Genomic DNA, 12,985 nt, shown 5'->3' with positions numbered 1-12,985 from the left:
TGACCGGTCGGGTCCGTCCTCCCACCCGACGGGAGGACGGGCCCGACCTACAGCGGCAGTTCGACCACCAGGGGCCGGTGGTCCGAGATCGGCGTCCTGGGCGCCCGCACCGAGGCCGCCCGGTGCGGTTCGAGCCCGGCCGTCAGGACGTGGTCGAGCTGGACCAGGGGGCGGTGCGACGGAAAGGTCCGGACCCGGGCCGGTTGACGCCAGCCGGACCCGGACGGCGGCCCGCTCGGCCGGGGCTTCGAGGGCCTCGACGGGGAGAGGAGCTCGGCGGCGCCGAGCGCGACGGCGGGAATCGCGCCGACGATGTTGAAGTCGCCCAGCAGGACGTGCGGCCGGGGAAGGTCGGCGATCCAGCGGTGCACGGCGAGGAGTTGCCCGACGTTCCACCCCGGGACGAACGACAGGTGCAGCGCCACCGCGGTGAACGGGCCGCGCCGCCCCTGCAGGACGGCGGCCAGTGCCGTCCGCGGATGGTCGCGGATCACGGTGAGGCCCGCCCGCCCGGGAAGGCGCAGCGGGACGGCGAGGGGAGGCGCGCCGAACCGCCGGGCCCGCCAGCCGAGGACCGGCAGCCTGGACAGCAGCGCGATGCCGTGCGAGGGAACCTCGCCGTCGTGGCCCGCGCCCGGCGGACCGTACACCCGCAGCCCCGGTTCGGACCGGTCACGGACCCAGGTCCGGCCCGGCAGGGCCCGGGCGTGGAACGCCGAGGCGTAGCGCCAGTCCGCGGCACCGGTCGCCTCGGCGACCGCCCGCGCCTGGTCCATCCGGCCCGACCGCTGCTGGAAGCGGTCGAGCTCCTGCAGCGCCACCACCTCGGCGTCCAGCGACGCGACGGCGTCGACGAGCGGGTGCGCGGTGGCGGCGCCGGAGGGCGCGGCCGGCGGGTGGCCGTCGGCCGGGAACCGCTGCCCGTGCAGGACGTTGAAGGTCGCCAGGCGCACCAGCGCGGAGCCGATCATGGATGGACGGTACAGCAACGGGCCGGGCCGCATCGGCGCCCTCGCTCAGTCGCTCTCCCCGGGCTTCTCGCTCTCCCCGGGCTTCTCGCTCTCCTCGGGTTTCTCGGTGGTGCGGGCCCAGGCGGTGCGGCGCTGGGATTCATGTTCCTGGGCGAGGCGGCGCAGGACGGCGAGGACCGGTTCGAGGAGGAGGACGACGATGGCGGCGTGCTCGGCGAGCCGCAGGGGGTCCTTGATGCCTTCGAGCTGGTCGAGGTCGAGGCGTGCGGCGGTGGCGGCGACGTCGGCGTAGGGGAGGAGGTCCTCCGTGCGGTAGCTGACGCCGAGGCGGTCGAGGTCCATCAGGCTCGCGGCGAGGGCCCGGCGGTGCGGCGAGTCCTCGGAGACGGCCCAGCCCATGGCGGCGAGCAGTTCGTCGACCCGGTGCGCCTGCTGGTCCACCGCCTCCGTCTCGGCGGCGTCCACGGGTGTGGGCAGGGCGTAGTGGACGACTCCGAGCCTGGCGAGCGGGTCGAGGGGCTCGTCGAGTGCGGCGAGGACGTCGCGGGTGGCGGCGATGGACAGGCCGCCGCGGGCGGTCAGGGCGCGGATCAGCCGCAGTCGCTGGACGTGTTCGTCGCCGTAGAGCGTGAGCGTGGCGCCGAGCGGTCGTCCGGGCGGCAGCAGGCCCTCGCGTACGTAGTACTTGATGGTGGCGACCGGTGTCCCGGACTGCCGGCTCAGGTCGGAGATCTTCATGCGCGCTCTCGCTCGGACTCGGTGTCTGTGATCAGTCTCGCAGGCCGCCGAATGGACTCCGTCTACTGATAGTGCCACTATCGGGCTGGATAGTGAAGGTTCCAGTTGGGCTTTTGAACAGCCACAACGCCGGGAACCGGCTGTTCGTCCCCACCTGGAGCGCCGTCACGGCGCGATACCGCAACCGGAGCACCATGCCAGTCCCAAGCCCCACCGGAACCGGGCACCACGCCACGACCCCCGCCCCGCCCCGGAACTCCGGGAGGAGTGATGTCTGAGCCGAGCCGTGCCGTGAACGTGAGCGCCCGCGGACTGCTGCGCAGGAAGAGCCTGTGGCTGCCGTCGGCGGTGATCCTCGGCCTGCTGTCGTTCGTCCTGTCCCTGCTCTACCTGGGTGCCAACAACGACCCGGTCGGCTCGACGAAGGACATGCCGATCGCGCTGGTCAACGCGGACCGCGGCACCCAGGTGGCCGGCCAGCGGATCGACCTGGGCGCGCAGATCGTCGCGCAGGTCACCGGGGCCGACGACCTGAAGGGCAAGGTCTCCTGGAAGCAGGTCGACCGCGCCACCGCCGACGACCTCCTGGGCAAGGACAAGGTCTTCGGGGCGCTCGTCATCCCGGACGACTTCTCCGCCACGGTCGCCGCACTCGCCGGACCGGCCCAGCACGACCCGCACCCCCCGACCATCACGGTGCTGACCAACCCCGCGGCCGGAAGCTTCGGCTCCTCCATGGCCACGGAGATCAACCGCAACGTCGTTCAGGCCACGTCCGTCCAGATCGGCCACCAGCTCACCGAGCAGCTCGCGAAGCAGCAGGCCGCGCACCGGGCGGGCGCGCCCGCGGCGGACGGTTCCGCGGCGCACCAGACCGCGCCGGGCGCCGCCGCCCAGCTGATGGTCACCGACCCGGTCAAGGCCGTGATCCAGGAGGGCCACCCGCTCGGCCATCACAGCGGCCTCGGCCTGAGCGCCTTCTTCTACACCCTCGTCCTGGTGCTGGGCGGCATGCTCGGCGCCAACGTGATCCACACCCAGGTGGACACGGCGCTCGGCTACATCTCCAGTGAGAAGGGCCCGTTCCGCAGCACGGCACCCGCCCAGCACATCAGCCGGACCCGCCACTTCGCGGCCGCCTCGGTGCTCATGGTCGCCCTCTCCGCGCTGACCTCGGCCCTCGCGATGGCCGCCGCCGTCGGCATCATCGGCATCGACGCCTCCCACCTGCCCCTGCTGTGGCTCTTCGGGACCTGCGCCACGGCCGCGATGGGCATCACCGCGCTGGCCCTGCTCGCCGCCTTCGGCACCCCGGGCCCGATCGTGTCCATGCTGGTGCTGGTCGGCCTGGCGATCCCGTCCGCCGGCGCCACCATCCCGCTGCAGGCGCTGCCGGACTTCTACCGGTTCCTGGCCGGCTTCGAGCCCTTCCGCCAGGTGGTCGACGGAGTCCGCTCCATCCTCTACTTCGGCGCGCAGGCCGACGCCGGACTCGGCCGGGCCTGGGCCATGGTCGGCATCGGCTTCGCGATCTCCGTCGCCCTCGGCCTCGCCGTCACCCGCCTCTACGACCGCAAGGGGCTGCACCGCAGCCCCGCCCGCGCGCCGCGGCCGGCCCCGGCGGCCGGGTGACCCGCCCGTGACGGGACCGGTGCCGGCCCTCCCCGGGTCGGCACCGGACCCGCGCCATGGCCGCCGGTCCGCCGGGCGCCGCCTCGGACGGCCTCCGGCGGCGACCGCGCGAACCGGCGAACCAGCACCAGCACCACCGGGAGAACCGCCATGTCCCAGGACGCGCCCGAACCCCCGCCCCCGGCGGCCCCGCCCGTACGGCCGCTCGACCGCATGTACCGCATCATCGCGCTCTGGAAGGGGCACCTGGCGCCCGCCCTCAAGGAGTACGGGCTCACCGTCGCCCACTTCCACGTCCTCGCGGTCCTGCGCCGGGCCGGGCCCTCCCACCGCCTGACCACCGGACAACTGGCCGCCGGCGAGATGGTCACCGGCTCCGGCATGACGGCCCGCGCGGACCAGCTGGAGCGCAAGGGCCTGATCGCCCGTGAGCGCGACGAACGCGACCGCCGCATCATCCACCTCAGGCTCACCGACCGCGGCCTGTGCCTCGTCGACCAGGTCATCGCCCGGCACCGCCTGATGGAACAGCGGTTGATGACCGGGCTGGACGACGGGGAACGCCGGGCCCTCGCCGGCCTGCTCACCCGGCTGGAACACCTCCTCGAAGGCGACACCGGCACGCCCGGGCCCGGTCGGCGGCCCTGACCGGACTCGCGTCGTCGCGTCGTCGTGCCCGTTCGTGCGCGACTCCCGTGGCCGTTTCGCTCCCGCCGTCACCTTCGCGACGGCGGGAGCGTCCGCGTTCCGGTGCGTGCTGCCCGGCCGGTCCTGGGGAGAGGAGGCGAGACGGCCGGACCGGTGGGGGCGAACGGGCGTTGTCGAGCATGGGAAGAGGGCGGAGCCGGTCAGCCGTCCGTCTCGTCGTAGCGGCCGTGGCCCAGGCGGCGCAGGTCGAAGGACCGGATACCACGGCCGAAGGTGGCGGCGTAGAGCCTGCCGTCGGGGCCGGTCTTCAGCTGCTGCACCGCGGCGGTGGGCAGGTTGCGACCGAGGATGCGCCAGTCGGTGGTGCCGGGGGCGCGGTAGAAAGCGGCGAGGTCGGTGCCGAGGGCGAGGCCGCCGTTGGGCAGGATCTTCACCGAGGTCGCGGGGACGTCGGGCAGGTCGGCCGAGACGTCGGTCCAGGTGGCTCCGCCGTCGCGGGTCTCGAAGAGGTGGCCGACGCCGGCGCCGGGGCCTTCGGTCCAGGTCCGGGAGAAGCCGTTGAAGGCGACGAAGACGTGCTGGGCGTCGCTCTCGTCGACCGCGAAGGAGGAGATGTAGCGGTTGGGCAGGGTGCCGTCCACCGGCAGGTCGAGCTGGTGCCAGCCGGTGCCGTCGGTCTTGCCGACCGCGATGCCGCGGCTGAAGCCGACGTTGTTGCAGGGGCCGCACCAGCCCGCGTACACCGTGCCGTCGACCGTCGCCACCGCCGTGGCGACGTGGCCGGCGCCCAGGTCGTAGGCGTTGGCCCACTCGCTGCCGCTGCGGATCGCGTAGCCCTTGTGCTGCACCCAGACGTGCCGGCCGCCGGCGATCCAGGTGTTGACGTCCCTGGGGTCCGAGGTGATCGGCGCGATGAAGCGGGCGGAGCCGGTGTCCTTGTCCGGCGGGGCGACCTCGTAGGAGGTGGCCTTGGCCGGGTCGGTCTTCCAGATGCCGCTGTTGACGGCGCAGTTCTGGGTGACCCAGATGTCGAGGTAGACGTACTCCTCGGCGATGTTGCAGCCGTTGTCCGGGTCGACGAGGGTGTCGGCGCCGTCGCCGCCGAAGTTGGAGCCCATCACCTTGTCGTGGGCGCGCAGGATGGACTCGCCGTTGTCCTGGAGACCGCCGCTGACGATCACGCCCCGGCCCGAGCGGTCCGCCGGGTCCTTGCCGACGCCGACCGAGTAGTACTGCAGGGTGTCCATGGTGCCGTCGGCCAGGGACTTCCAGTCCGTGGCGTGGCCGGAGGCGTCGGCCGCGCCGGCGACCGGACGGCTGTAGACGCCGCCGTCGTTGCCCACGTAGACGCTGGTCCTGCCCTGGTACGTGCCGAAGGCAACGGCGTGCTGGTCGGAGTGCGTGGTCTGCGAGCAGTCGCCGGTCTGCTTGGTCGGGTCGATGCTCCAGCAGGGGAAACCGAAGTTCCAGTACGGGCCCGGGACGGTCCAGGTGGAGCCGCCGTCCTTCGTCTCCAGGACCTCCTCCAGACCCGCGTAGACGTGGTCCGGGTCGGCCGGGTCGACCTGGAGGAACTGGTTGTACCAGGCCTGGATGCCGGGCTGGTAACCCTCGTCCTGGAGCGCGGAGCCGGAGTTCTTGAGCTTGTCCTTGTCCGCGATCCGGGTCCACGGCCCGAACGGGGAGCCGGACTTGGAGACGTAGATGCCCTTGAGTCCGGTGTCGGGGTCGGTCGCCGCGACCTCCGGGGACTGGTCGATGGCGTAGTAGCGCGAGCCGTCGGCCGAGGCGGCGAAGGTCACGTTGCCGACGTTCGCGGCGTCGGTCGGCAGGTCGCCGAGCGAGCCGACGCGCTGCCAGGTGCCGTCCGCGGCCTTGCCGTAGAAGCCGTTGTAGCTGTCGCCGCCGCGCCAGCCGACGGCGAGGACGACCTTGCCCGGGTCCTTGGGGTCGATCGCGATGTCGTTGGCGATGTTCTTGTACGGTGCGGCCGGGTCACCGGCCTTCGAACCGCTGGGCAGGTACTCCGGGTTGGGCGCGAACTCCAGCGTCCACGGACCGGACAGGTCCGTCGTGGAGTGGCTCCACACGCCCCGGCTGGTGGCCGCCCACACCTTGCCGCCGCCGAAGCGCAGCGCGTGGATGATGGTCGACTCCAGCTCGGCTCCGCCGACCCGGTTGCCGGGTTGGAACTCGCCGCGCTTCGGGTCCGGCAGCACGTACACGCCGGTGCCGACGTACGAGGTCGCGCCGGTGTTGGACTCGCCGGTGGCGTACCAGAGCCGGCCGCCGTCATCGAGGTCCAGGGTGCCCGTCGAGAGGGACGGGAGGCTGTCCGAGATGGACTGCCACCGGCCGCCGCCGGTGCGGGAACGGAAGACGCCGCCGTTGGCACCGCCCGCGTACACGTAGCCGTCCTGGTCGGCCGCGAGCCCGGTGATCCGGCCGGTCACGTAACCGGAGCCGCCGCTGGAGTTGGAGTTGACGTCCCGGTAGCGCGGGTCGTCGGAGTCGTAGGGCTTGTCGGTGACGTGGTCCCAGCTGCCGGCGGTGTGCGGCATCGACTGCAGCCGGGCCCAGGCCGCGCCGTAGGCGCCGGGCGCGACCACGCCGGGAGCGGTGCGGGCCTCGGTGTACTGCGCGGTGCCCTCGGCGGAGTTCTCCGCCTCGTCGCCCTCGTCCTCCCCGGGGGCCTCGGACTTGGCGGTGAACGCCGGGCCGGCGGCTGTCTGGGTCTTGACCTTCTTGGCGTGCTTCTGGCCGATCTCGGACTGGTGCTGGGCCTGGTGCGGGCGCGGACCGGGAGTGTCGGAGGGCGCGGCGAGCGCCTGGGTGGTGGCCAGGCCCAGCGCGGTCAGTGTGACGGTGCTCAGCAGAAGCTTGTTGTGTCGCCCCTTGGGCACGTGGAGACCTCCCCGTGAAGTGCCGGCGGCGCGGGTCGCGCGTTCCGGCGGAGACAGGCGAAGCCTTGCGGGTGGGCCCTGGCTGAGGAAGGGCAACGCGCATAACGACTTATTAAAAGTACTACTGTTAAAGGTTGTTGCATTCACCGAATGGCGGGGTCGGCGAGCCGCGCCCCCTGCAATTGGTCCAGACCTAATTGGTCCAGACCTATTGACTCCCCTTGCAGCCCCTCCTACGATCCGGTCCGGCACAGCCCCACATGTTTCCCCCCACCTCACCCAGAGCCGGGCGTCACGCCCCCACGCGTCGGTCATGTCCATGACGCTCGGCGGAAAGGGAGCACAGCATGTTTCGTCGGAGGTCGCGCACCCCACGCCCGTCGGGCGGATTCCGCCCGGAGCGGGCGACCGTGGAACGCGCAGTACAGGTGCACCGGACCGGCCGCCCCGAGCACGGGCCGACCGTCCTGAAGCGCTTCCTCGCCGGGGTGAGCGCCGCGGCCGTCATCGGCGCCGGCATCGCCGTGGCCGGCACCGTCACGGCCGGGGCCGCCACCCCCAACCTGGTCGCCAACCCCGGCTTCGAGAACGGGCTTTCCGACTGGACCTGTTCCGGCGGGGCGGGCGCGGCGGTGAGCAGCCCGGTCCACTCCGGCGCCTCCGCGCTCAAGGCCACGCCGACCGGCCAGGACACCGCCCAGTGCACCCAGACCATCAGCGTGCAGCCCAACTCCCAGTACACGCTGAGCGCCTACGTCCAGGGCAGCTACATCTACCTGGGCGCCACCGGCACCGGTGTCACCAACGCCTCCACCTGGACGGCGAACAGCGCCTCGTACAGCCAGCTCACCGTGGGCTTCACCACCGGGGCGAACACCACCTCGGTGACCGTCTTCCTGCACGGCTGGTACGGGCAGCCCGCGTTCTACGCGGACGACGTGTCGCTCACCGGCCCCGGCGGCAGCAGCCCCTCGCCGACCGCCACCACCCCGACCACCGCGCCTCCGACGTCGTCGACGCCGACCACCGCGCCGCCCACCAGCACGCCGCCGACGACGCCCACCACCACACCGCCCACCACCACACCGCCGAGCGACACCTGCCCCACGAAGCCCAAGCCGTCCGGCAAGGTCCTCCAGGGGTACTGGGAGAACTGGGACGGCGCCCTGAACGGCGTCCACCCCGGCATGGGCTGGACGCCCATCACGGACAGCCGGATCGCCGCGCACGGCTACAACGTCATCAACGCCGCCTTCCCGGTGATCCTCTCGGACGGCACCGTCCTGTGGCAGGACGGCATGGACACCAACGTCAAGGTCTCGACCCCCGCCGAGATGTGCCAGGCCAAGGCGGCCGGGGCGACGATCCTGATGTCGATCGGCGGCGCCGCCGCCGGCATCGACCTGAGCTCCAGCACCGTCGCCGACAAGTTCGTCGCGACCGTCGTCCCGATCCTGAAGAAGTACAACTTCGACGGAATCGACATCGACATCGAGACCGGCCTGTCCGGGAGCGGCAACATCAACACGCTGTCCGCCTCCCAGGCCAACCTGATCCGCATCATCGACGGCGTGCTGTCCCAGATGCCCGCGGGCTTCGGCCTGACGATGGCCCCCGAGACCGCGTACGTCACCGGCGGAAGCGTCAACTACGGGTCGATCTGGGGCGCCTACCTGCCGATCGTCAAGAAGTACGCCGACAACGGGCAGCTGTGGTGGCTGAACATGCAGTACTACAACGGCAGCATGTACGGCTGCTCCGGCGACTCCTACCAGGCCGGTACCGTCCAGGGCTTCACCGCGCAGACCACCTGCCTGAACAACGGCCTGACCATCCAGGGCACCACCATCCGGGTGCCCTACGACAAGCAGGTGCCCGGTCTGCCGGCCCAGCCCGGTGCGGGCGGCGGCTACATGGACACGGGCCTGGTCGGCCAGTCGTGGAACGCCTTCAGCGGTTCGCTGAAGGGGCTCATGACGTGGTCGCTCAACTGGGATGGCTCGAAGGGCTGGTCCTTCGGCGACAACGTCAAGCGCCTCCAGGGGCGTTGACACCCCGGAACCCCCGGAACCCCCGGAGTCCCCGGAACCCCGGGAGCTCCCGGTGACGTCCGGCTGACGTCCCGCTGAACTCCCCTGACGTCCCCGCGCCCCGGTGCACCGCTCCGGGGCGCGGGTCGTCGACGTACCGGACGGGCCGGCCGAGGACCCGGTGCGGCGAGGGCCCGGTGCCGGCCCGTCCGGTCGTCAGATGGTGGCGGTGTCGATGACGAAGCGGTAGCGGACGTCGCTGGCGAGGACGCGCTCGTAGGCGTCGTTGATCCGGTCGGCGCCGATCAGTTCGATCTCGGCCGCCACGCCGTGCTCGGCGCAGAAGTCCAGCATCTCCTGGGTCTCGGCGATCCCGCCGATGCCCGAGGAGCTCATGCTGCGGCGCTTGCCGGCCAGCCGCCGGAGGTCGACCTCCACGGGCTCCTCCGGGAGGCCGACGTTGACCATGGCCCCGTCGGTGCGCAGCAGGGAGAAGTAGGCGGCGAAGTCGAGCGGGGCGGAGACGGTGTTGAGGACGAGGTCGAAGGTGCCCGCGAGGTCCTGGAAGGTCGCCGGGTCGCTGGTGGCGCGGTAGCGGTCGGCGCCCAGCCGCAGGCCGTCGTCCTTCTTGCGCAGGGACTGGGACAGCACGGTGACCTCGGCCCCGAGCGCGTGGGCGATCTGCACGCCCATGTGGCCGAGCCCGCCGAGGCCGACGACGGCGACCCGCGTGCCGGGCCCGGCGTTCCAGTGCCGCAGCGGGGAGTAGGTGGTGATGCCCGCGCACAGCAGCGGGGCGGCCTTGTCCAGCGGCAGCGCGTCCGGGATGCGCACCACGTAGTTCTCGTCGACGACCACGTTCTTCGCGTAGCCGCCGTACGTGGGCCGGCCGTCCTTGCCGACGGAGTTGTAGGTCCACACCGGGCCGTCGTCGCAGTACTGCTCCAGGCCGGCCCGGCAGTTGTCGCAGGTGCGGCAGGAGTCGACCATGCAGCCGACGCCGACCCGGTCGCCGACCCGGAACCTGGTGACGCCGGGGCCGGCCCCGGTGACGACGCCCGCGATCTCGTGCCCGGGCACCATGGGGAAGATCGCCTCGCCCCAGCCCTCGCGGGCCTGGTGGATGTCGGAGTGGCAGATGCCGACGAAGGCGATGTCGATCAGCAGGTCGTGCTCGCCGACCGCACGGCGCTCGATGGTGGTGCGTTCCAGCGGGGCCTTGGGGCCCGGTGCGGCGTAGGCGGCGACGGTGGTGGTCATGGGAGTTCGTTCCCCCTTCTGCGGACGGAACCGCGATGGTCGGATCGGGCCGGTTCGGCCGGGCCGGACGGGTCGGATGAGCCGGACGGGTCGGTCGACCAGCACGTCCACGGTACCCACGAGGGCGGCGCGCCGCGCCGCCGGCCCGGCCGGGGGAAGCGGCGGAACCGGCCTCCGGGGTCCGGGGACGATGCCGGCCCGGGCCCTCCCGCGGGCCCGACCGCGCAGGTCGCAGGGCCGCCGGTTGTTCGGCGTTTTGTTCAATGACCGAGGGCCGAACCAGAACAACCCCGGTGCGCTACACCAGTAGCGCACGCCACACCCGTGTCGTGCGCGGGACCAGGACCGTGGGCCGCGACAGCGCCGGACACCGGGAGAGTTCACCAGATGACGACGCTCTGCATCGCGAACAACCGCACCGAGGAGATGGTCGGGGACCTCACCGGGGCGACGCCGCTGGAGCAGCGGTTCGCCGGGTGCGGGGCGCAGCGGATGCTCTGGTGGGCCGAGGACGGCGATGTCCTGGTGCTGCCCTGGGGCCCCGACCCGGAGTACCTGGCGTACGTCGCCGGGCTGACCGGGGTGCGGGCCGACAGCCTGACCTTCGTGGTGCCGCCGCCGGGCGCCCACGGCGACCAGGCGCTCACCACCGACCGCCTGGTCGACCCGGGTTTCCTCGCGGAACTGCGCCGCGTCCTGGACGGGCGCACCGTCGACGAGGTGCTGGCCGTATCGCCGAACGGCGCGGTGGCCGGGCTGGCGGCCGCGCTCGGCCTGGCGCACGCGATGCCCGGCCTGCCCTTCGCCGAGCAGGGCGGCAACGCCCTGGTCAACAGCAAGGCGGGGTTCCGGGCGCTGGCCGCCGGCGCCGGGGTGCCGATCCCGCCCGGGACGGTGGCCGGCTCGCCGGCCGAGGTCGAGGCCGCCGTCGAGCACCTGCTGGGGCAGGGGCAGAGCGTGATGCTGAAGGTCGAGTACCAGGTGGGCGGCCTGGGCAACGAGATCCTCGCCCGGGACGAGAAGGTGGAGGCGGTCGGCGCCGAGCGGGTGGTGCCGCTGCCGGACCGGGCGGCGGTGGCCGCGTACGTGGCCGAGCGGTGGACCTGGCTGACCGGCGGGCGCGGCCAACGGGTGGTGGTGGAGCGGTACTTCTCCGACTGCGCGCCGCTGTACGCCCAGTTCCTCGTCGACGACGCGGCCGTGGTGCTCGCCGGCTGCGGCGAGATGGTCATGCGGCCGGTGGTGGTCGGCGAGATCACCCCGCCGGTCACCCCGGACTCGGGCGTCCTGGCCGAACTCGTCGAGCAGGGCGCCCGGTTGTGCGAGTCGCTGCGGGTGATCGGCTACCGGGGCACGGTCAGCGCGGACGCCGTGCTGACGCCCGGGGGCGAGATCTACTTCCACGAGACCAACGGCCGGCTCACCGGCTCCAGCCACCTGCACGACATCTTCGCCGCCCGCCTGCTGCGCGAGGAGCACCGAGGCTCGCGCCACCTGCTGGAGCTCGCCGGCCTCAAGGTGCCGTCCTTCGCCGAGGCCGTGGCGGCGCTCGGCGCGGCCGGGCTGGCCTTCGACCCGCGGACCGGCACCGGCGTGCTGTACAGCAACGACTTCGGGCCGGCCGACGGCTCGGTGATGTACTGCGTGGTCGCCGAGAGCCCGGAGGCCGTCCGTGCCCTGGAGAGCGCGCTGCTCGCGCTGTTCGCCGGATGAGGCCCGGGGCGGGTGTGGACGACGCGACCGTGAACGAGACGACCGTGAACGAGACGACCGAGATCGGGACGACCGTGGAGGAGACCACCGTGGGCCAGGCGGAAGCGGGAGCGGAACAGGACGGGAAGGGGATGCGCGCGGCGGTGATCCACCGCTACGGCGGGCCGGAGGAGCTGTGCATCGAGACGGTGCCGGAACCGGTGGCCGGGCCGGGCCAGGTGCTGGTGGACGTCACCCTGGCCGGGCTCAACTACGCCGACCTGGAGATCCGCGCCGGCGAGTACCTGCAGCTCCCGCTGCCGCTGGTGCTCGGCGTCGACGCGGTCGGGCGGCGCCGCGAGGACGGCCGGAGGGTCGTCGCGCTGCTGCGCACCGGCGGCGGCTACGCCGAGGTGGCCGTCCCCGAGGCGGCGCACACGGTGGAGGTGCCGGACGGCGTGGACGACGAGCAGGCGCTCGCGCTGCTGGAGCAGGGGGCGACGGCGTACGGCGCGCTGGTCCTGGCGGGGCGGCTGCGGCCGGGCGACGCCGTCGGGGTGTCCGCGGCCGCGGGCGGGGTCGGTCACCTGGCGGTGCAGCTGGCCAGGGAGCTGGGGGCGGGCCGGGTGGTCGCCCTGGCCTCCACCCCGGAGAAGCGGGAGTTCCTGCGCTCGCTGGGCGCCGACGCCGTGCTGGACTCCGAGGACCCCGACCTGGGCGAGCGGCTCGCGGAGTCGGGCGGGCTGGACCTGTTCGTGGACTCGGTCGGCGGCCGGGTGCTGCGCGCCGGGCTGGCCGGACTGGCACCCTTCGGGCGGCTGGTGTCGGTCGGGGCGCGGGAGGGCGTGGAGGACGGCTTCACGATGGGCGACCTGACCGAGCGCTCGGCGGGGGTGCAGGGCTTCTGGCTCAGGCACGTGCTCACGGACCGGGCGCTGTTCGAAAGCATCGCCGACCACCTGTTCCGGCTCGCCGCCGAGCGGCGGCTGGTCGCGCGGATCGACCGGACCGTGCCGCTGTCCGGGGTGGCCGCGGCGCACCGGGCGATGGCCGCGCGGCAGACCATGGGCAAGGTGCTGGTGGACGTCCGCCGCGAGGCGTGAACGAAGCG

General features: G+C 72.9%; 9 protein-coding genes. 5 read left to right on the top strand and 4 right to left on the bottom strand.

Going from position 1 to position 12,985, the window contains the following annotated elements; all coding sequences use genetic code 11:
• Positions 1-47: 47 nt before the first annotated feature.
• Together ACWGJO_RS06070 and ACWGJO_RS06065 are read right to left on the bottom strand one after the other, a co-directional pair.
• Positions 48-971, bottom strand: a complete 924-nt coding sequence (locus tag ACWGJO_RS06070) for an endonuclease/exonuclease/phosphatase family protein (protein WP_452182375.1) — start codon at positions 969-971, stop codon at positions 48-50.
• A gap of 45 nt (positions 972-1,016) precedes the next feature.
• Complete coding sequence (locus ACWGJO_RS06065) at positions 1,017-1,709, bottom strand: MerR family transcriptional regulator (RefSeq protein ID WP_452182374.1); 693 nt, start codon at positions 1,707-1,709, stop codon at positions 1,017-1,019.
• A 270-nt stretch (positions 1,710-1,979) separates the two neighbouring features.
• On the opposite strand from ACWGJO_RS06065, the gene ACWGJO_RS06060 reads away from it, so the two are divergent.
• Positions 1,980-3,341, top strand: a complete 1,362-nt coding sequence (locus ACWGJO_RS06060) for a DUF3533 domain-containing protein (protein WP_452182373.1) — start codon at positions 1,980-1,982, stop codon at positions 3,339-3,341.
• Between the two features lie 150 nt (positions 3,342-3,491).
• Entirely contained in the window at positions 3,492-3,989 is a 498-nt protein-coding gene (locus ACWGJO_RS06055; RefSeq protein ID WP_452182372.1) for a MarR family winged helix-turn-helix transcriptional regulator, read from the top strand.
• 200 nt (positions 3,990-4,189) lie between these two features.
• Here the strand turns inward: ACWGJO_RS06055 and ACWGJO_RS06050 are convergent, their stop codons facing one another.
• Complete coding sequence (locus ACWGJO_RS06050; protein ID WP_452182371.1) at positions 4,190-6,892, bottom strand: glycosyl hydrolase; 2,703 nt, start codon at positions 6,890-6,892, stop codon at positions 4,190-4,192.
• 347 nt (positions 6,893-7,239) lie between these two features.
• On the opposite strand from ACWGJO_RS06050, the gene ACWGJO_RS06045 reads away from it, so the two are divergent.
• On the top strand, positions 7,240-8,943 hold the full coding sequence (locus ACWGJO_RS06045) for a carbohydrate binding domain-containing protein (protein ID WP_452182370.1): 1,704 nt from the start codon (positions 7,240-7,242) through the stop codon (positions 8,941-8,943).
• A gap of 195 nt (positions 8,944-9,138) precedes the next feature.
• Here ACWGJO_RS06045 and ACWGJO_RS06040 read toward each other — a convergent pair whose 3' ends face one another.
• Positions 9,139-10,182: an NAD(P)-dependent alcohol dehydrogenase gene (locus tag ACWGJO_RS06040; protein ID WP_452182369.1), complete on the bottom strand. Its 1,044-nt coding sequence runs from the start codon at positions 10,180-10,182 to the stop codon at positions 9,139-9,141.
• Positions 10,183-10,569: 387 nt separating this feature from the next.
• Here ACWGJO_RS06040 and ACWGJO_RS06035 point away from each other — a divergent pair, with 387 nt between their 5' ends.
• Both ACWGJO_RS06035 and ACWGJO_RS06030 read left to right on the top strand, forming a co-directional pair.
• Positions 10,570-11,895 (top strand): preATP grasp domain-containing protein, encoded by a 1,326-nt coding sequence (locus tag ACWGJO_RS06035; RefSeq protein ID WP_452182368.1) that lies wholly within the window; start codon positions 10,570-10,572, stop codon positions 11,893-11,895.
• Positions 11,896-11,939: 44 nt separating this feature from the next.
• Positions 11,940-12,977, top strand: coding sequence for a quinone oxidoreductase family protein (locus ACWGJO_RS06030; RefSeq protein WP_452182367.1), 1,038 nt, complete (start codon positions 11,940-11,942; stop codon positions 12,975-12,977).
• Positions 12,978-12,985 lie beyond the last annotated feature (8 nt).

It is taken from the genome of Kitasatospora sp. NPDC054795, from assembly GCF_053611565.1.
Note: the sequence above shows the minus strand (reverse complement) of the source record. Positions and strands in the feature narration are given on the sequence as shown.